At 68.8% G+C, this 19057-nt stretch carries 20 protein-coding genes and 1 pseudogene; 9 read left to right on the forward strand and 12 right to left on the reverse strand.

What is annotated here, in order from left to right; genetic code table 11:
- Positions 1-8: 8 nt before the first annotated feature.
- Together HEB94_RS28595 and HEB94_RS28600 are read right to left on the reverse strand one after the other, a co-directional pair.
- Positions 9-989: a TOMM precursor leader peptide-binding protein gene (locus HEB94_RS28595; protein ID WP_192752748.1), complete on the reverse strand. Its 981-nt coding sequence runs from the start codon at positions 987-989 to the stop codon at positions 9-11.
- A gap of 2 nt (positions 990-991) precedes the next feature.
- Complete coding sequence (locus HEB94_RS28600; RefSeq protein ID WP_192752749.1) at positions 992-1411, reverse strand: hypothetical protein; 420 nt, start codon at positions 1409-1411, stop codon at positions 992-994.
- Between the two features lie 180 nt (positions 1412-1591).
- Between HEB94_RS28600 and HEB94_RS54830 the strand changes: the two are divergent.
- The 3 genes and pseudogenes from HEB94_RS54830 to HEB94_RS28610 form a co-directional block, all read left to right on the forward strand.
- A pseudogene (locus HEB94_RS54830) lies at positions 1592-1789 on the forward strand (Rieske 2Fe-2S domain-containing protein); the annotation flags it as partial.
- A gap of 183 nt (positions 1790-1972) precedes the next feature.
- On the forward strand, positions 1973-2503 hold the full coding sequence (locus HEB94_RS51245; protein ID WP_238361657.1) for a hypothetical protein: 531 nt from the start codon (positions 1973-1975) through the stop codon (positions 2501-2503).
- A complete protein-coding gene (locus tag HEB94_RS28610) occupies positions 2500-3297 on the forward strand; it encodes an alpha/beta fold hydrolase (protein WP_192752750.1) in 798 nt (265 codons plus the stop codon). Before HEB94_RS51245 ends, HEB94_RS28610 begins: the two co-directional genes overlap by 4 nt.
- Here the strand turns inward: HEB94_RS28610 and HEB94_RS28615 are convergent.
- The 5 genes from HEB94_RS28615 to HEB94_RS52770 form a co-directional block, all read right to left on the reverse strand.
- On the reverse strand, positions 3287-4894 hold the full coding sequence (locus tag HEB94_RS28615; protein WP_192752751.1) for an acyl-CoA reductase: 1608 nt from the start codon (positions 4892-4894) through the stop codon (positions 3287-3289). The genes HEB94_RS28610 and HEB94_RS28615 overlap by 11 nt on opposite strands.
- Entirely contained in the window at positions 4891-6117 is a 1227-nt protein-coding gene (locus tag HEB94_RS28620; RefSeq protein ID WP_192752752.1) for a LuxE/PaaK family acyltransferase, read from the reverse strand. The genes HEB94_RS28615 and HEB94_RS28620 overlap by 4 nt, the downstream gene beginning before the upstream one ends.
- Before the next feature lie 76 nt (positions 6118-6193).
- The gene (locus tag HEB94_RS51250; RefSeq protein WP_192752753.1) at positions 6194-7186 is read right to left on the reverse strand and encodes a zinc-binding dehydrogenase; all 993 of its coding nucleotides are present in this window, start codon (positions 7184-7186) and stop codon (positions 6194-6196) included.
- A 153-nt stretch (positions 7187-7339) separates the two neighbouring features.
- The gene (locus HEB94_RS28630; protein WP_192752754.1) at positions 7340-7693 is read right to left on the reverse strand and encodes an NUDIX hydrolase; all 354 of its coding nucleotides are present in this window, start codon (positions 7691-7693) and stop codon (positions 7340-7342) included.
- A gap of 6 nt (positions 7694-7699) precedes the next feature.
- Positions 7700-7825 (reverse strand): NUDIX hydrolase, encoded by a 126-nt coding sequence (locus HEB94_RS52770; protein WP_273376627.1) that lies wholly within the window; start codon positions 7823-7825, stop codon positions 7700-7702.
- Between the two features lie 193 nt (positions 7826-8018).
- On the opposite strand from HEB94_RS52770, the gene HEB94_RS28635 reads away from it, so the two are divergent.
- Positions 8019-8672: a DedA family protein gene (locus HEB94_RS28635; protein WP_192752755.1), complete on the forward strand. Its 654-nt coding sequence runs from the start codon at positions 8019-8021 to the stop codon at positions 8670-8672.
- Here HEB94_RS28635 and HEB94_RS28640 read toward each other — a convergent pair whose 3' ends face one another.
- The gene (locus HEB94_RS28640; RefSeq protein WP_192752756.1) at positions 8673-9533 is read right to left on the reverse strand and encodes a helix-turn-helix transcriptional regulator; all 861 of its coding nucleotides are present in this window, start codon (positions 9531-9533) and stop codon (positions 8673-8675) included.
- Between the two features lie 157 nt (positions 9534-9690).
- Here HEB94_RS28640 and HEB94_RS28645 point away from each other — a divergent pair, with 157 nt between their 5' ends.
- A complete protein-coding gene (locus HEB94_RS28645; protein WP_192752757.1) occupies positions 9691-10509 on the forward strand; it encodes an SDR family oxidoreductase in 819 nt (272 codons plus the stop codon).
- Between the two features lie 74 nt (positions 10510-10583).
- Here the strand turns inward: HEB94_RS28645 and HEB94_RS28650 are convergent, their stop codons facing one another.
- The gene (locus tag HEB94_RS28650) at positions 10584-11828 is read right to left on the reverse strand and encodes an IS110 family RNA-guided transposase (RefSeq protein ID WP_192752758.1); all 1245 of its coding nucleotides are present in this window, start codon (positions 11826-11828) and stop codon (positions 10584-10586) included.
- 271 nt (positions 11829-12099) lie between these two features.
- On the opposite strand from HEB94_RS28650, the gene HEB94_RS28655 reads away from it, so the two are divergent.
- Together HEB94_RS28655 and HEB94_RS28660 are read left to right on the forward strand one after the other, a co-directional pair.
- Positions 12100-12960 (forward strand): oxidoreductase, encoded by an 861-nt coding sequence (locus HEB94_RS28655; protein ID WP_192752759.1) that lies wholly within the window; start codon positions 12100-12102, stop codon positions 12958-12960.
- 168 nt (positions 12961-13128) lie between these two features.
- Positions 13129-14364, forward strand: a complete 1236-nt coding sequence (locus tag HEB94_RS28660) for a zinc-dependent alcohol dehydrogenase (RefSeq protein WP_192752760.1) — start codon at positions 13129-13131, stop codon at positions 14362-14364.
- Here the strand turns inward: HEB94_RS28660 and HEB94_RS28665 are convergent.
- Entirely contained in the window at positions 14316-15377 is a 1062-nt protein-coding gene (locus HEB94_RS28665; protein ID WP_192752761.1) for a hypothetical protein, read from the reverse strand. The genes HEB94_RS28660 and HEB94_RS28665 overlap by 49 nt on opposite strands.
- A 67-nt stretch (positions 15378-15444) precedes the next feature.
- Here HEB94_RS28665 and HEB94_RS28670 point away from each other — a divergent pair, with 67 nt between their 5' ends.
- Positions 15445-16056: a TetR/AcrR family transcriptional regulator gene (locus tag HEB94_RS28670; RefSeq protein ID WP_192752762.1), complete on the forward strand. Its 612-nt coding sequence runs from the start codon at positions 15445-15447 to the stop codon at positions 16054-16056.
- 83 nt (positions 16057-16139) lie between these two features.
- A complete protein-coding gene (locus HEB94_RS28675; RefSeq protein WP_192752763.1) occupies positions 16140-16604 on the forward strand; it encodes a pyridoxamine 5'-phosphate oxidase family protein in 465 nt (154 codons plus the stop codon).
- 26 nt (positions 16605-16630) lie between these two features.
- Here the strand turns inward: HEB94_RS28675 and HEB94_RS28680 are convergent, their stop codons facing one another.
- Together HEB94_RS28680 and HEB94_RS28685 are read right to left on the reverse strand one after the other, a co-directional pair.
- The gene (locus tag HEB94_RS28680) at positions 16631-17677 is read right to left on the reverse strand and encodes a hemolysin family protein (protein ID WP_192752764.1); all 1047 of its coding nucleotides are present in this window, start codon (positions 17675-17677) and stop codon (positions 16631-16633) included.
- Positions 17674-19026 (reverse strand): hemolysin family protein, encoded by a 1353-nt coding sequence (locus HEB94_RS28685; RefSeq protein ID WP_192752765.1) that lies wholly within the window; start codon positions 19024-19026, stop codon positions 17674-17676. The genes HEB94_RS28680 and HEB94_RS28685 overlap by 4 nt, the downstream gene beginning before the upstream one ends.
- Positions 19027-19057: the final 31 nt, after the last annotated feature.

The following is a 19057-nucleotide window of genomic DNA, read 5'->3' on the forward strand; positions in this document are numbered from 1 at the left end:
GCGACCTCTCACTCGGCGAGTTGGGAGCCGTGCGCGACGATCGGCGCGCCCTGCCGGGCCACGCCGCTGCAGGCCGGACACCGCGGCACCCGAAGCACGCGTCGAACATCGCAGCGGAACGGGACCAGGCTAAGTTCGATCGCCCGGCCGACGGTCGTCACCGGTAGGCCGCTGAGGTACTTCACCACTTCCATGCCAGCGACCTGACCCGCCACCGAGGTCATGGGCGACAGGAACCCCGCGCCGGAGTAGCCGTCGCCGTCCTGTCCGCGCAGGAGCCGGTGGACCTCGCGGTGTGGGTCGTTGGCGTCGACCCGCAGCAGGTAGCAACGCAGGCACGCACTGTCGAACGGGTGGGTCATCGGGCCGACGTGAATCACCAGATCGTCAAGCCACACAGGAAGGAAGACGACTCCAGCGCCGAGGGCCGCGTCCGCCTCCGCCACCGGGCCGCCCCCGGCGGGATCCTCCGAGGCCGCGCACCAGATGTCCCACGTACCTGCCTGCTTGGGTGGCTTGGTGTCGGTCTCCACCCGACCGACACCGCACGCGGTAAGGGAAGCGGCCAGGGATTCGGTGACCTGGCCGTCGCCGATCACGAGAGCAGAAGCCTGGGTAAGCCGCGCCCTCGCGTCCGGGGCGTGCGAGGCGACACCCAGCCAGAACAGGTCGGCCGGCTGCTCGGCGCTTCGGTCGTGCAGCAGACCTCGCGCCCGCAGGCCGGTGACCAGGCGACGCACCTCCGGCTGGAGGTCGGGCTCGAACGTCGCCACCATGGCTTCCGCATCGAGGGTTCCGTCGGCGAGCCGCAGGACGCGGTCGAGGACTTCGGCCACCCCTTCCAGCTGCAGCCGCACCTCGGCGAGGCCTCGTTTGACGATGACCTCGTCCGGGCTGAGCCGTACGACTCGCACTCCGCGGGCGCTGAGTCCTGGCTGGGGGTCGGCCGGCTGCCCGTGATCCGCGTCCGGCAACTCGCTTCGTGCCATAGCTAGGCGGACTCGGACATGTCCGTGGCCGCGCAGCAGCAGCATGGAGTGCAGCAGCAGCACGACACGTCGACCGACGCGAGCTGGCCCTTGCCGATCTGGGCAAGGTCCTTGCCGGCCGCGACCTTGAAGTCGAAGAAGACCGACTCGATGTCCTGGATGTCCTCCAGCGACAAGGCGGCGACCTTCGGGTTGTTGGTGGGAACACCGCTGAACTCCGCGGCGAGGTCGTTGAGGTCACGAACTGTCAGATCGGCGATCCTGGGGGTCCTTTCCAGGGTCTCTCGCCCGACCAGGTCGAGGTCGGCGACAGTTCGAAGTTGCTGGGCCTTGGTGGGATTGGTCGCTTCCCGCGAGAACGGGCGGACCTCTGCTTCGGCCCCTTCCAGAGCCTTTTTGAACGGGTTCTCTTCGCCGGCCATCACGGCCCCCTCCTGAGTCTTTTCTGGAAGATAGGCTCCGTGTATAACCCGGTCAAGGCTGTGTTGAAGCCCGACTTCAGGCCCGTCTGGAAGCGGTGTCGACGCGGTGTCGAGAATGCGTCGCGACGGCGTCGAAACGTGCTGTGGCGTTGGTGGTCCGTACTTGCTGTGGGGGTGCGCATGTACGTCGGATGGACCCAGGTGGCCTCCGATTCGGAGTTGACGGGCGAGGTCCTTCCGGTCGACATCGCCGGCCGTCGGTTGGTCGCGGTGTACGGTGATTCGGGCTGGGTGGTGTGCGATGGGACCTGCCCACATCGCGGGGCTCACCTCGGATATGGCGGACGCGTGGATGGTTCGGTCGTCGTCTGTCCCTTCCACGGTCACCGGGTACACCTCGGCGACGATCGTCCGGCGTTGTTCTCGGTTACCCGGTATTCAACGTTGCACGCGGCCGGCGGCCTGTTCGTGCTGCTCGATGATGCGTGCGAGACGGGTCTTTCCCGCCGCCTGCTTGCCCTTTCGCGCACTCATTTCGTAAAACCCGCGTTCCAGCGAACATTGTCGATTCCTGCCGAGTACGTCATCGAAAACGTCGTCGACGCCGACCATTTCGCGGCCGTGCACGCCCTGACCCGCCGGCCCCGGCTCTCGGTGTTCGAGGACGAGGCGGGTGTCCTACGCGTCGAGGGCTCCTTCGAGATGGTGCGGCCGAACAAGTGGCAGGTGGAGGAGGGCGCCGACACGACGGCGCGGGCGCGGTTCTCGGCCGAGGTGTTCAGCCCGACCGTCGTGGTCTCCGAACTCGGGTCGGCGGATGCTCCGAACGTCGTCATCACCGCGGCGACGCCGACGGCAGAGGGTGGTTGCGTGGCCCGGGTGACGGTGGCTCTTCCACGCCAGCGTGCGAGCGGTGCGCCGACCGTGCGCGAACTCTCCTCACTGGTCAGCGGCAGCAGAACCGCCTTCGACCAGGACACGGTGATCTGGGACCACCTGGACACCTCGGTGACGCCGAAGTACACCGAGGGCGACGAGCTCGTACGTGCCTACCGCGCGTTCTGCCAGCGATTCGTGAGCGTGGGCCGATGACCGCGTCGCACTGGGACGGCCTCTCCGTCACCGAGGTCGGAGCCGGCCCCGGGGTGCTCTGGTTGCACGGTTACACGATGCGGGCTGCGGTGTGGCAGCCCCTCTGGGACCTGCTGCCGGGCTGGCGGCACGTCGGGATCGATCTGCCCTGGCACGGATCGTCGCGCTCGCTTCGGCCGGAGGAGGATCTGGGGGCGCTGGCCGACACCGTGGTCAGTGCGGCGGCCAGGACCTCGATCGCGCATGTCGTCGCGCTGTCGTTCGGCACCGTCCTCGCTGCGGAGATGGCGATCCGCCACCCACAGGCGTTCGAGTCGTGGACGCTGGCCGCGCCCGCACTCGCCGGAATGCCCCACGAACCCACGGTCGAACGCCGCTATGTCGACCTGGCCACGCTCTTCGCTCGGCACGGACCCGGCCCGCACATGACGCGCCTGTGGATGACGTCCCCGCCGGCGACCTTCGCCGGCCTCGACAGCCGTCCGGACGCCTGCCCGCGTGTTCGGGCGCTGATCGAGCAGCACGAGTGGCGTGAACTCCGCGACGGTGGCATGCGCCGCCTCGTCGACCGTCCGCAGCGGGCCGGTGAGCTCGCCGCCGTCGAGACTCCTGTTCTCGTCGTGCTCGGCGAACGCGACCTGTTCACCCACCGGGCCTGCGCCCGGTCGATCGCGGCCGCGGTCCCGTCGGCCACGGTGCGGGTGATGCCCGGCTGCGGACACCTTGCCCTGTTGGAGGATCCGGGCTCGGCGGCCGCCCTCGTCGGGGACCATCTCAGGAGGGTCAGGCGTTGACCCAGCGCACCAGCCGGTTCAGCACGCTCATCCCGTCGTGCGGCCGCCCGGCATAGGTGCGCTCGGCCTCACCCAGCGGCAGCACATTGTCGACACCGCGGCTGGCGAGCACGTCGCGCAGGCCCGCGAGGGCATCGGCGGGAGCGACTCCCACATGGGAGACGTCGCGATCGACGTGGGTGCGGGCCGCTTCGGCGAGGTTCGGGACAGCGCGTACGAGGACCATCCGGCCCCCTGGATGGCGGCGCAGGTCGAAACCGCGGTCGATCCGTACGACGGCGGACGTCACGTCGGGCCAGCGTCCCTGGACGTGCCAGTCTCCGGTCGCCAGCAGGCCCCGGCGCAACGCCAGCAGCTCTCCCCTGGTCCGGTCGGGGGAGCGGTGGGGGAGCGCGGCGTCCCAGCGAGCCAGCATGTCGGCGAGCCACCTGGCGTAGGTGTCCGCCTCGTCGTCGGAGCCCTCGACGAGATGCAGCAGGGACGACATGCATGCCTGCTGGTCGGCGATCGTCGAGTCGACCGCGGCGAGTCGGACCGTGGCGGCGAGGTCGTGCGCGAGCGCCGCTCGCCCGATCAGACTGACCGCATGTCGGGGCCGCATCACGATGGTGTCGGTCGACCCGCCCCTGCGTGTCACGCTGCGGACCGTCTCGGCCGACCCCCAGACCACCCGGCGGTCGAAGGCGCCTTCCGCCAGCAGGACGTCCTCGACCCGCGCGTCACCGCCACGCCAGTACGCCAGGGTCGTGTGCCTGGTCAGCGGATGCGCCGGGTCAACGGAGGCCAACGCGCCCGCGAGCGCCGCGATGACGGGTGCGGCCTCGGCGGACGGCTTGACGACGCACGCGCCCTTGGCCGCCCATCCCCACAACAGCGAGACCACCGGCACGACCGGCGTGTTGCCTGCCGTGATGTGCAGCTGGGTGGTCGGCGCCGCCCTCGACAGGGGCGCGGCCGTGGACACGGTGGGCGGGCTGAGTTCGGCATCGCGGGAGGCCAGCTGTGCGTGGATACCGTGGACGACCGGCTCCGGCATCCGCACCCAGCCGTCGAGCTGGCGCAGGCCCGTCCCGCCGAGCTCGGTGCTCACCATGGATCGCAACGTCGCACCGTCGAAGAGTTGGGGGAGCTGGCTCCCGAAGGCACGGTGGACGCGGTCGTCGACGGACGAGGTCACCGCCAACAGGTCCGCGGCGGCAGCCACGTCGCCGGCACCGTCCGCGAGGGCCGCGCCGACGGCGTCGACGAACTGACAGATCTCCTCGAACGGCGTCCGCAGCAGTTCGACGATCGCGGCGGACGGATCTGGTTCGAGCAGCTCACGCGGGTCAGGAGCGGGTACGACGACCACCTGCACGTCACCGGAGGGCGCGAGGGAGCCCCGGTCGAGAACGGGACGGACAAGCAGGTAGGCGTCGTCGGTGGTGGGACCCAACACCACCTGTGCGCGGGCGGCCACGGCCTCGCGGATCTCGCCGACCCGCGGCCACGCCGGCATCCGGGGGCGACCGCGGACCACGGCCGGCAGCCGTACCACCTGGACACCCGCGACGGTTCGGACGTCGGCGAGGTTGAGGCCGGCTCGGACGGCGGTCATCGCTGCGCCCGCACGTCGACCACGCCGCACCCACGCTCGGGTGCACCTGGCATCCGGCGGATCGGCGGGAGGAGCGTCTGGCCACCCAGCCCGCACGCGCAGGGGTCCTGACGCAGGTGCACCTGGTCGGAGGTGGCGAGGAGGCCGGGGTAGGAGAGCGCGAACGGATCGAACACCGCCAGCCGCCCGTCGGGTGCCGGATCGTCGACAGGTCTGAGCAGGTCGTCGACGACGACGGCCTCGACGACGGGCGGCACGTGGTAGCGACCGTCGCGGCAGGAGACGAAGACCGTGTTGAGCTCGGCCGTGGAATAGGTGTCCACACAGCGTCCGCGGTCGATGCCGAGCAGCTCCGACACAGCGTCGAACAAGGTCGCGAGGTCGTGGGGAAGGTCCTTCTTCCAGCCACCGCCGGTGAGAACACAGCTACCGGGTGGGAGTCGCAGGCGCTCGGGGAGCTGACCGAGCCGGTCCACCACCTCCGAAAGCCCGGACGGCGGACCGTAGATGACGACCTGCTGCTGGTGGTGTGCGGCCGTACGCAGGAACTCGGCGAGTCCGGGTCCGCCGAGCCGGTGGACGCGGCGCGCGCCGGCCGCGAGCCCGGCAGCCCCCGACTGGATGCCGGAACCCATACCGGGGGACGTCAACGCCAGGAGGTCGTACTCGCCCGCCGCCGGCGACCAGGGCAGACGTACTCCGGAACTGCTCCGTAGGGCGGCCAGCGTGATCTCGTCGCGTGGAACGAGCGACGGCTGCCCGCCGGTGCCGCTGGAGAACGTGACGAAGATGCCGCTCCGCCTGAGCTCGGCCCGCCACGACGCCAGGTCGGTCGACCCCTCGATCCTCAGCGGAGCGCGGACGGCAGCGATCGTCTCCAGCCACGCCGTGAGCCGGGCGAAGTCGCAGCCGACCCAGTCCGGGTCGTAGCTCTTGAACCAGTCGTCGCGGAGGACGAGCCGCTCCCGGATGACGTCGGGGGAAGCCTGGTCCGAAACGCCGGCCTCGGCCGCTATCTGGGCGTACACCGGTATCTCTGCCAGGTGACGCCGGTGGTTCGAGGCGAGTGCCTGGTCGCGGACGGAGGAAACCGCGTCGAGGTCGACCGCGCCGCCGGTCGACCACAGGCGGGCCGCCACCAGCAGCCTCTGGAGCAGCGGCAGGGCCGTGACGCCGGCGGCCGCCGGTCCCTGCGTACGCTCGATCCCCCCGATGGCCGCCATAAGGCTCAATGTCCCAGCCCGCACCGCTCCCGTCCAGCCCGCCGGTGCCGCGAAGTCGGGAGGGGTCCTGACTGGCTCAGTCGATGACGACGACCATCTTTCCGTTGGCCTCGTTGGCCTCGTTGGCCTCGTTGGCTTCCATCACCCGATGCGCCTCCCTGATCTCCTCGAAGTGGAAGACCCTGGACGGCTTCGCCTGGTAGCGCCCGGCGGCCACGTCGGCCGCGATCTCCCCCAGAGGAACGTCGGAGAGCGGGAAGCCCGGCGTGCCGAAGACGAAGCTTCCGAAGAAGCTGAAGTGCACTCCGCTCGGCATCTGCAGCAACGGGTTGAATTCCGCGATGGGGGCGAGGCCGCCCAGCCACCCGGCGAGACACACCCTCCCGCCGCGCCGGACCATCGCCAGCGAGTCGAGCAGCGTGCTGTTTCCCACGAGGTCGAGAACCGCGTCGAGCTCACGGCGTTCGAGGATCCGCTGGGACAGGTCGGTGCCCTCGATCTCGACGCGTTCCGCGCCCAGCGCCTCGAGTTTGCCGGCACGCTCCTTGCTCCGGGTCGTCGCGATGACCTTCGCTCCCGCGTTCACCGCCATGTTCAGTGCGGCCAGTCCGAACGACGAGGTGGCCCCGCGAAGCACCAGCGTCTGGCCGCGGGAGATCTCGAGGTTGCGGAAGAGGCAGGTCCATGCTGTCGCGTACGTCTCCGGAATGGCCGCGAGCTCGGCCCAGGACAGCTCCGACTCGATCGCCGCGACGTTCGACGCCGGCGCGCGCGTGTATGCGGCGTAGCTGCCGTTGATGGTGCGGCCCAGGCCGCCCATGAGCGCGGCGACCTTGGTCCCCACCTGGAACTCCCCACCGGGACAGGCGTCCACGACACCGACGCACTCGATGCCGCTCACCTCGGCCGCCTCCGCCCACTCTCCCCGGCGCATGTGCATCTCGGCGTGGTTCACCCCGAATGCCATCACCTTGATGACAACTGTCCCTTCTACTGGCTCCGGCTTCGGTATCTCCTTGAACACCAGCCTGTCGAGGCCGCCGAATCCGGCCAGTACCACTGCCTTCACTCTGAACACCTCCATGCCTGCGGGCGCGATGCGTTTGACTTTCACCATCGAGCCTAGGAACGCAGATCCGCGGCCGGACGCCAGAGATCATGAAAGTTTCGGGGTCTGATCGTAGGTTTCGCGAATGCCGTGAGACCGTGTGCCGTCAGCGGATCAGTGTCGCGACATGGTGCTGGAAGCCGGCGGAAGCGGCTGCTCGTGGATGACGAGGGGTTCGATCAGCAACGCTCGCCACGATGTCAGCTCGGCGGATCGCCGCAGCCGCTGGGCGAGTGACCGCGGCCGCAGGTCGTTGCTGAGCAGAGAGTCTGTCGCCAGCCACACGGCGCGATAGCTGCCGGAGTCCGAGTCTGCCGGGCTTCCCATCTCCGGCCCGCCGCCGGTGCCGAAGGTCCCGCCCACGGACCGGGCCAGGAAGTAGTACTGCTCGCTGCCGCCGAAGTGCACGGTCGCGACGAGCCCGTCGATGGACACGTCCAGGCCCAACTCCTCGGCCGCCTCTCGCACCGCGGCCTACGCGGGCTCCTCGCCAGGCTCGATCTGACCGCCGGGCAACACGTGGTAGCGGCTGCCCGATCTCACCCGCTCGATGGCGGCGACGAACCCGTTCGCGACCAGGATCACTCCAGCACGTGGCACGTGCGCATGCTAGATCCGTTCGTCTGCTTTGTCGACGACTCGCCCTTCGCACCGTTCCGGTGCTTGGCGCCGATGTGCGCAGGTCTGCCTCACGTGGCGACAATGGCGGCTTGACAGATGATCGCCGCGATCACGGGCGCGTGATCGGAATCCCCGGAACAACGAGGAACCACAGACCGGTTGAGCAGGTGTCATGGAATGGCTGACTGGTTGGTTGCTGGGCCTTCACGGCCTTCCCCTGTACGCGCTGGTCGGTCTGATCGTGTTCGCGGAGGACGCGCTGTTCGTCGGGTTCGTGTTCCCCGGGGAGATCGCCGCCATCCTCGGTGGAGTCGCGGCCAGCGCCGGGCACGCGAACCTTGCGGTGATGATCACCGTGGTGGTGGTCGCCGCGATCGTCGGTGACACCGTGGGCTACGAGGTCGGCAGGCACCTGGGTCCGCGACTCCTGTCCGCCCGTGCGCTCGGCCGGCACCGGCGACGAGTGGACTCCGCACGTGACCTCATGGCCCGCCGGGGCGGCACCGCGGTGTTCCTCGGCCGGTTCGTCGCGTTCTTCCGGGCCACCATGCCGGCGTTGGCCGGCGCTTCGCGGATGCCCTATCCACGGTTCCTCGCCTACAACGCCGCGGGCGGCGTCACCTGGGGCGTCGCCGCCGTCCTGGTCGGCGAGCTCGCGGGCTCGTCGTACGCGGTGGTGGAGAAGACGTTCGGCCGGGTGACGGCTCTCGTCGTCCTCGCGGCGGTGCTGATGGTGATCGCGGTCTGGCGCGTTCGCCGCCACCGTCGTCACCGCGGTGACGGCGAGACGGAGGTCGACCGCCCCTCCGCGCCAGAGGGAGGTTGATCAGACCCGACTGGGCCGAACCGCGCGTCCGGGGGAGTCCTGCCAGCTGGAAAGATCCGCGAGCGCCTCTTCGGATCGAGAGCGAGACTTGGGCAGATAGACGAACAGCGTCTGTTCCTCGTCGTCGTGGGAACGCAGCGCCTCGACCTCGAACTCGAGGTCACCAACCATCGGATGATGCAGGTGTTTCTCCCCGCATCGGGTCACCACTCGCTGGCTCTCCCACCACTTCCGAAACTCCGGGCTCTTCGCCGAGAGTTCGCCGACGAGCTCAGATGTACGAGGGTCATCCGGCCGCCGGACGGCGTCCAGCCGTAGGCACCCGACGATGTCGGAAGCTACCTCTTCCCAGTTGCGATAGATGGCTCGCGCGCGTTCGTCGAGCAGGAGCCACCGGGTGGCGTTGCGTTCCCGGGCCGGCATGGCGGAGAAGTTCGTCAGTAGGACGCGCGCCATCTGGTTGGCCGCGAGCACGTCGGTCCGTCGACCGAGGACGTACGCGGGCATGTCGCCGAAGGTGTCCATGAGCCGGAGCAGACCGGGCCGGACCGCCTGCGCGGCTTGCGGTTGACGCTTCGGCCTGTTCCGCGCGCGAGCAAGCTCGACGAGGTACCTGCGTTCGATGTCCTCCAGGCCCAGCGCGGATCCGAGAGCGTCAAGCACACCTTCCGACGGCGAGATGGGCCGGCCCTGCTCGAGCCGGGTGTAGTAGTCGACACTCACCCCGGCGAGACGTGCCAGCTCCTCCCGCCGTAGGCCGGGCACCCGCCGCGGCACGACCGACTGGAGGCCGAGGGAGTGCGGGCTGGTCCGCTCCCGGCGCGAGCGGAGGAAGTCGCCCAGCTCGGCGTTCGGATCCATACGTCCACGGTAACCGCGCCGACCTTGGTCACCGGCTCGCACGTGGCCCTCCCAATCCTAGGAAGCGGTGGGCTCGCTGCCGTACCCCGTGGCTGCCGTTCTCCCTGTTGGCTGAAGAGACATGAACACGACGGCACACAGCAGCAGGAGAACCGCAATGTCCACGACCTGGCTCATCACCGGAGCTTCCTCCGGATTCGGCCGGCTGCTCGCCGAGCGGGTGGCATCGGCCGGCAACCACGTGATTGCCGTGGCCCGCCGTGCCGACCGGCTCGCCGAACTGGCGACGCTCGCGCCGAACCACATCACGCCGGTGATCCTCGATCTCACCAGCGAGGGGGCCGGACCGATCGTCGAGGAGGCCCTCCGCACGGCCGGAGGTCTGGATGTCCTTGTCAACAACGCCGGTTATGGGCTGTTCGCCACGGTCGAACAGACCGACGACCAGAGCGCCAGGGCCATCTTCGAGACCAACTTCTTCGCCATGCTCAGCGTCCTGCGCACCGCGCTGCCCGCGCTGCGTGAGTCCGCCGGCCGGATCGTCCAGGTCTCCTCGTTCCTCGGACAGGTCTCCTGGCCCGCCACCGGTCTGTACTCCGCGACGAAGAGCGCGGTGGAACTGCTCTCCGACACCCTGGCGCTCGAACTGGCACCCACTGGCGTTCGGGTGTCGACCATTCAACCGGGCGTCTCCCGCACGGGCTTCGCGTCCTCGGTGCGTTTCGTCGCGCCCAACCAGACCTACGCTCCGACCGCCGGCGCCTTCCTCAGCGAGCTCTCGAACCGCCCGATCGAGGGGTACGGCGATCCAGGCCTGGTCGTGGACGCGATCCTCGCCGTGGTCGCCCACCCGCAGCCGCCCCGACGCCTGGCCGTCGGAAGCGAGGCGTTCGAAGGAGTCCGCGGCGTCCTGCAAGCACAGCTTGACGAGCTGCGCCGATGGGAGCCCCTCAGCCTGGGACTGACGGAGACCTGACGTTCACCTCGACCCCCACCATGAGCCGGTTGACGCTGGCTCGACCGCTGAAAGACATCCCTGGAGTTTGAATGTCAAGCCGCAACCGCAGATTCCTCTGGTTTGGCCGAGCGGTGAGCCCAGGCGGTTTCCTCGTTGTAGCGGGTGCGGGTCTTGAGGCAGCCGTGCAGGATGCCGACGAGCCGGTTGGCGACGTGTCTGCATGCTGCGAAGTGGTCGGTGCCGCGGGCTCGCAGCTCGTCGTAGAGGGCTCGTGCACCGGGCGAGGCGGTCATGGCGGGGACGACCTGGCTGAGCAGGGCGTCGATGAGCCTGTCGTTGTGAACGTAGCGGGCGGCGACGACCTTCTTCTTGCCCGAGGCGCGGGTGATGGGGCTGGTGCCGGCATAGTTCTTGCGGGCTTTGGCGCTGGTGTAGCGGTGCTGGTCGTCGCCGAACTCGGCGAGCACCCGGGCACCGAGAATGGGCCCCAGGCCCGGCTGAGACAGGACGATCTCAGCGTCCGGGTGTTGGCCAAAATGTTGCTCCACCTGCCCTTGCAGGGTCTTGATCTGCTCGTTCAGTGTGGCCAGCACGGCAGTGGCAGCGCGGATGGTGGTCGCGTACGCCTGTGCCACCACGGCGGGCTGGCCGAGGTGCTCGGCGCGCAGGGCGGCCTGGATCTTGCCCGCTTTGGTGTCGATGTCGCCGCGTCGACGTGCTCGTTTCAGCGCCGTGCGGATCTGGGTGAGCGTCAGCTTCGCCGCCGACGCGGGGTCTGGTGCCTTGGCCAAAAGTTCCAGCGCATCGGGCGTGGTCAGCTCTTCGAACGCCTCGAGCGCAGCCGGGAAGTAGTCCCGCAGGGCGTGCCGCAGCCGCTGCATGTGCCGGGTCCGCTCCCAGATCATGCTCTTGTGGGCACGAGACACCACCTTGATCGCTGCCGCCTCGGCACTGTCGCCGGCCACCGGGCGCAGCTGGTGGGAATCGGTGCGCACCATGTCGGCCAGCATGTGCGCATCGGCGCCGTCGCTTTTGGCGCCAGACATCCCGTACCGTTCCCGGTATCGCGAAGCCTGCAAGGGATTCACCGCACACACCCGGTACCCGGCAGCGATCAACGCCTGCACCCATGGGCCCTTATCGGTCTCGATCCCGATCACCACCTGCTCGGCGGTCTCGTCGGCGTCTTCACCGAGCTGCTCGCCGATCAGCGCGTGCAGCCGGGCCATCCCGGCCACGCCCTCGGGCAGCCGCGCTCTGGCAAGCCGCCTGCCAGAGGCATCCATCAGCTCGATGTCGTGGTGGTCTTCGGCCCAGTCATCTCCTACGAACAGCAACGCGCCTCCCAGGCTCGATGTTGGTCATGGTCAACATCGGCGGCCGTACGAGAGAACCATCGGCGACCTAATGAACCAGTGCTCACGCCCACCAGGGACAAGCACGACATCCCATCAGCGATCAACTCTCTCGGTCACCGGCGGGGGCACGATCTTTCATCGGAACTCCCACAGGGGTTCAGGAGCAACAAGTGCTCACCCGCCGGCGGCCACCAAACCCGAAGTCTGCCCGAACCCGGGCCGACCCCGTTAACAACCATTAGGAGCACCCATGAAGACCTGGTTCATCACCGGTTGTTCGAGCGGCTTCGGCCGCCACCTGGCCGAGGAGGTGCTGGCCCGGGGCCACCAGGTGGTGGTCACCGCCCGGAACGTCAACCGCTGCACGCCACTCGTCGAAGGGGTGGGAAGCCGCGCGCTGGTGCTGCCGCTGGACGTCACCGACCACGCCCAGGCGGGCACGGCGGTCGCGGCCGCGCACGAGGCCTTCGGGGGTATCGACGTTCTGGTCAACAACGCCGGCATCGGTTACTTCGGTGCGGTCGAGGAAAGTGCCGAGGCCGAGGTACGCCGTATGTTCGAGATCAACGTGTTCGGCCTGTGTCACCTCACCCGGGCCGTTCTGCCTGGGATGCGGGCGCGCCGCACCGGGACCATCGTCAACTTCTCCACCATCGGCGGGCTGCGCTCGTTCCCCTGTCTGGGCTATTACAACGCCACCAAGTTCGCTGTCGAGGGACTCTCCGAAGCGCTGTGGCAGGAGGTCGAACCCCTCGGGCTGCGCGTCCTGATCGTCGAACCGGGTCCGTTCCGCACCGACTGGGCCGGACGCTCGGCCGAGCAGACACCGCCCACCGACGAGATCGCCGACTACGCCAACACCGCCGGAACCCAACGTGCCGCCCTGCGCACCAACGCCGGACGAGAGCCCGGCGACCCTCGCCGCGCGGCCGCGGCGATCGCCTCCACCGTCGAGGCCAGGAACCCTCCGCACCGGCTGCTCCTGGGCGGGACCGCCTACGAGATGGCCATGCACAAGCTCGACGAACTCCGGGCCGAGTTCACGAACTGGGAGCCGCTCACCCGCAGCGCCGACTTTCCCGTCGACGACCAGAGCCTGATTCACCTGTGACACCCGCTCAGGCGAGTAGTCCAGGCATGTGACGGGCGACGCCTCCACGATCGGCCCCTCCGATCACTCCGCTGGACCGACCTTATGGACCGGTCCACGAGCAGACATCGGGCCGATGGTCGCCGGCCGGGAGCGAGATAGCGTGGACGCGCCGAAAGGGGAGAGTCCATGAAGGCGGTGGCCTGGCACGGCAAGCGTGACGTGCGGGTTGACGAGGTGCCCGAGCCGAAGATCGAAGAGCCCACCGATGCTCTGGTGAGGGTCACCACGGCGGGAATCTGTGGGTCTGATCTGCATGTCTATGAGGTGCTTGGTCGCCCCTACATGGAAGAGGGCGATGTACTCGGACACGAGACGATCGGCATCGTCGAGGCAGTCGGGCACGATGTCACCAATGTCAGCCCCGGTGATCGGGTGGTCCTCCCGTTCAACATCTCCTGCGGCCGATGCTTCATGTGTGCCCACGAGCTCTACAGCCAGTGCGAGACGACCCAGGTGCGCGAGCACGGCAAGGGAGCGGCTCTCTTCGGCTACACCAGGTTGTACGGCAGCGTGCCCGGTGGACAGGCCGAGTTGATCCGGGTTCCGCAGGCGCAGTTCGGTCCGATCCGGGTGCCTCACGGCCCGTCCGACGAACGGTTCGTCTACCTCTCCGACGTACTTCCGACCGCCTGGCAGGCGGTCGCCTACGCCGAGCCACCGCGCGACGGCAGCCTGGCGATCTTCGGCCTGGGGCCGATCGGGCAGATGTGTGGCCGGGTGGCTCGCCACCTCGGCGTGGCGCGCGTGTTCGGCATCGATCTCGTCCGCGAGCGCCTGCAGCTTGCCCGGCGGTACGGCATCGAGACCCTGGATCTGCGCGAGTGCGACGACATCGCGACGGCACTGCGTGATCTCACCGACGGACGCGGGCCCGACGCCGTCATCGATGCCGTCGGGATGGAGGCCCACGGTGCCTCGGTGGCGAAGCTGACCCACCAGATCGTGGGGGCTCTACCGAGCCGGATGGCGCTGTTGGTGGCCGAGCGGGCCGGTATCGACAGGCTCGGCGCGTTGTACGCGTGCCTCGACTCCGTACGCCGGGGCGGAACCGTCTCGATCAGCGGAGTCTACACGGGGATGATCGACCCCCTTCCGCTCATGGACATCTTCGACAAGCAGCTCCAGCTGCGCATGGGTCAGGCCAACGTCAAGCGTTGGGTGGACGACCTGATGCCCCTGCTGACCGGCGAGGACGACCCGCTCGGTGTCCAGGACCTGGCGACGCACCGCCTTCCCCTCGCCGAAGCGCCACGTGGTTACGAGCTCTTCCAGGAGAAGAAGGAGGGCGCCATCAAGGTCCTCCTGGAGCCTGGTCAGGTCGCGGCTGACGGGGACGCCGGGCGAGCGCCGTTCGCACGATAGAAGGCCGCGACCGCACTGAAGGCGGCTTTGGGTTCCCACCGCATGTCCGGGTAGGTGTCACCGTGCCGGTCGTCGAGAACCCTCACGATGCCGTAACTCGCCAGGTCCAGGTCGTCGCGGGGATCGCCGTCGGGGCGGTGCGGGAAGCTGTCGAGTGCGAAGGCGAACACGAAGGTACTGTCGACGCCTTCGGTGTCGAAGATCTCCAGCAGTTCGCGTAGACAGGTGGCCTGGCCGGCCTCGTCGCGGACATATTCCCCGTTGAGTCGAACCGGCGCGCCGGTGTCCTTGTCGTTCTCGACGATCTCCAGGCCGCGAGCGCCCATGTCGCTCGCACCCCGGAAGGTCGCGGCGCCGAACTCCGTGATCGCGACCGGCTTTCCCTGCGCGACGAGGCGGCGGACCCCGTCGTTGAACTGGTCGGCGATCTCGGCTGACCGGTAGAGATCCATGGACACGATGTCGAAGGGCGCCCAGTCGACGCGGTCGAGTTGTATCGAGGCGTAGGTGACCCTGCCGCGGAATCGTTCGCGGATGAGTGCCACGGCTGTGCCGAGGAACTCGTTGACACGTGCGCTGGTCTCGGCGATCTGTTCGCGCAGGTCGTGTGGTCGGCCCAGAATCAGCTGGAGCCGCTGGTCGATACTCTCGCCGGGCAGGAACCCCTTGGTCATCAGGCTCAACTCGGCGCCGGTGACGAACACGACCTCGCCACCGCGCTGCCGGAGTCGTTCGGCCCGCTCGGCACAGTCGGCGAACAACGACAGCATCTCGTCGGTGGTCAACTCCAGCGGGTACGGCGAGAACCAGACCTCCAGGCCCAGGTCGACGGCGAACGTCGCCGCCAGCTCCAACCGCTCGGGATCACCACCGATGATGCGGACCGCGTTGCAGTGCAGGTCGTCGCGGATGATGCGCAACTCACGCTTGACGACCTCGGGGTCGAAGTGCTCGCGGGAGATCGTTCCGTCGCGGACGAAGCCGGTGTCGTAGCTGATGCCGTTGGCGCGCACGGGCAGCCTTCCTCTCACTTCATTAGGTACGCCGAGTACTCTAACTCATAAGGTACGGTTGGTGTCGATGTCTGGCAAGCCCGGTGATGACGTGCGGACCCGCGCGACGCGGCGGCGTGGAGCCGTGCTCGAGCAGGCGATCCTGCGCGCCGCGATCGACGAGCTCGTCGAGTTCGGCTACGGCGGACTGACCATGGACGGGGTCGCCAAGCGGGCGGGCACCAACAAGAACGCGATCTACCGCCGCTGGCCGAGCCGCGCCGCGCTCGGCATCGCCGCCTACCGTGAGATGGTCGAGGCGCAGATCCAGGCGCCCGACACCGGCGAGCTGCGCAAGGACGTGCTGACGCTGCTAGGCCGGATCAACCGCGGACTGTCCAGCCCCAACGGTGACATCCTCCGCGGCCTGTTGGCCAGCGCGAGTGACGAACCCGAACTCTTCACGCAGCTCCTCGAGCAGGCCGGTGACGGCGCGAGTGACGTCTGGCTGACCATTCTCGAACGTGCCGTCGCCCGTGGAGAGGCCTCACCCGAGGCGTTGCGTCCGCGGGTCGCCACGGTGGCTCTGGTGCTCCTGCGCAACGAATACATCACCCGGGGGATCACCACCGTCGCCGACACCGTCCTCACCGAGATCGTCGACCAGGTCTATCTGCCGCTGGTACGTCGAGCGGAGTGACGCTGCCGGCCGGCGGGCCCGCTTGACAGCCACGTCGGCGCCGAGCAGCCTGACAGGTCGCTCACCCGCACCGAGGAGAAGTGATGACGAGCACCGATCCCGTCGTCCGGACGATCATCGACGCCAACCTCTACATGGTGCTCGCCACCGCGGACGAGGGTGGCCGCCCCTGGGCATCGCCGGTCTACTACGCCCATGCCGACTTCCGCGAGTTCTTCTGGGTGTCGTCGCCGACGTCGACCCATTCGCGCAATCTCGCGGTCCGCCCCGAACTCGGCATCGTGATCTTCGACTCGCAGGTGCCGATCAGCACCGGGCAGGGGGTCTACATGACCGCCGTGGGGGAGCAGGTCAAGGACACGGAGCTCGAACGGGGAATGGACGTCTTCTCGCGTCGCTCCCTCCTGCACGGCGGCGTGGCGTGGACGCCGCAGGACGTCCAGGGGGAGCCGGCGATCCGGCTCTACCGCGCCACCGTCGAGGAACACTCGATCCTCGCGAAGGACGGCCAGCCGGACCACCGAGTGCCCGCTCACCTCGGGTCCTAGGAACCACCTGACCCGAGCCGCCGATCTCAGGCGGTGACAGCCTCCGCCATCGGAGAACCCTGGTCGGTCGTGATCGCGCCGAGTAGGTCGTCGAAGCTCACCAGGCCGAGCAGGTGTCCGCGTTCGTCTCGTACGAGACACAGCTGTGCACGCCGCTCCCGCAACAGCCCGACGGCACCCGCCAGATCGGTGTCGTGCGCGAGCGTCGGGATCGGCGTGGACAGCGAGCCCGCGGGCGTCTGCGAACCGTTCGCCCGCGCGAGAAGCGCATTGCGCACGTGGACGGAGCCGACGATGTCTCCGGCGCCGTCCATGACCACGAGGCGGGTACGTCCGCTGCGGTGTGCGGTGTCGACGACCGTTTGCGGAGGGGCGGTGTCCGCGACGGCGACGATGTGTTCGGCCGGGACGAGGATCCGCTGGATCGGCGCCGACGCCGCCCCGATCGTTCGGGTGAGCAGCCGGTAGTCCTCCTCGGCGATCAGGCCGAGGCGGTGGGATTCGTCCACCAGGTGGTGGATCTGCTCCCGGTTGCGGACGTTGACGATCTCGTCCCGAGGCGACACCCGACACAGCCGGAGCAGGAGGTTGGAGATGCCGTTGAGCAGGCCGATCAGCGGGCGCAGTGTGCTGGTGAAGGCTCGGAAGACCGGGGCGAGCAGCATGGCCGAGCGATCGGGATCGGTGATCACCCACGACTTCGGAGCCATCTCGCCCACGACGACGTGCAGGTAGCTGACGGCGACGAGGGCGACGACCAGGGCGATCACGTCCGACGCGGCGGCCGGCAGCCCGAGTGTGGCGAGCACCGGTTCCAGGTAGTGGTGCAGGGTCGGCTCGGACACCATGCCGAGGCCGATCATGCACATGGTGATTCCCAGCTGGGCTCCGGCCAGCATGAAGGACAGCCTGCGGATGCCCACGAGCGCCGCGGCGGCTCCGCGGACGCCGGCCCGGGCGGCCTGTTCGATGCGGTGGCGGCGGGCGCCGACGAGCGCGAACTCCGAGGCGACGAAGAACCCCGAGGCGAGGAGGAGTCCGAGGGTCACCGCAAGTGCGGGTTGCCAGCTCATGCGCGGGCCACCTCCGTCCTTGTCGCGGTCGCCGGCTGGGCAACGCGCAGCCGCACCTGGTCGGGCACGCGCCGGTCCACGGTCAGAACCTCGACCTCGATGGCTGGCGCACCTGACCCGGGTGTCGCGGGAACGACGAGGTGGTCACCGGGGCTGACCAGCCGCCCCGTCATGGCGACGATCATGCCGGCCACGGTGTCGTAGTGCGGGCCGGCTGGTAGCTCGATGCCGGTCCGTTCGGTGATCTCGTCCGTACGGCGTGCGGCGTCGACGTGCCACCAGTCACCGGCCTGGGTGGCGAAGGCGGCATGCGTGTCGTTCTCGTCAGCGATGTCACCGACGAGTTCCTCGGCCGCGTCTTCGAGGGTGACGATTCCGGCGAGGCCGCCGTACTCGTCGACCACGCAGGCGAACTCCTCGTCCTGTTCCCGCATCTGGGCGAGCAGTCTGGGCAGGCCGACGGTGGACGGCACGAACAACGCGGGTCGTGCGATCGACCCGACGCGAGTGGTGCCGAACGCCTCCGCGGGCAGGGCCATGAGCTCACGAACGCCGGCGACGCCCAGAACGTCGTCGGTGTCCGAACCGAGGACCGGGTGGTGGGAGTGGCCGCTCGCGGCGATCAGTTCGAGAAGCCGTGCGGCGGAGTCGTCGGCGCGGACGCTGACGACGCCTGGCCGGGGAACCATGGCCTGGGCCGCGGTGCGATCGGAGAACAGCAGGGCCCGTTCCAGCATGGCCGACAGGTCGGTTGAGAGCGACCCGTGCTCCTCGGACTCGCCGATGATGTGACCGAGTTCCTCGAGGGTGGCGCCGTGGTGGAGTTCCTCGACGGGTTCGATGCCGACCCTGCGCAGCACCCAGTTCGACGAACTGTCGAACACCCTCACCACCGGCCCGGCGATCGCGAGGTAGACGTGCGTGGAGGGAGCCAGTGCCTTGGCGAGCTGTTCGGACCTCGCCAGGGCGAGGTTCTTGGGGAACAGCTCACCCAGGACCATCTGGATGACGGTGGCCAGCGCGAAGCCGATCACGACGGACAGCGCGGACACCGCGGTGTCACCAAGACCCATCGCACCCAGCAGCGGGCGGAAGGCCTGCACCAGTGCGGGCTGGGCGATGAAGCCCACCAGCAGACCGGTGACGGTGATGCCGACCTGCGCGGCGGACAGCATGAAGGAGAGTCGTTCCATGACTCGGATGGCCGAAGCGGCGTTCTTGTCCCCGGCGGCGGCCTGGCGGGACAGTTCGACGCGGTCGGCGGAGACGTAGGAGAACTCCTGGGCCACGAAGTAGCCCGTACCGAAAGTCAGGACGAAGACGGCGACGATTCCCAGCGCGACGCTCATCGGACACCACCCCACCGCGCGCTGGACAGAT

The organism is Actinopolymorpha pittospori (assembly GCF_014873875.1).
GTDB classification, from domain to species: domain Bacteria; phylum Actinomycetota; class Actinomycetes; order Propionibacteriales; family Actinopolymorphaceae; genus Actinopolymorpha; species Actinopolymorpha pittospori.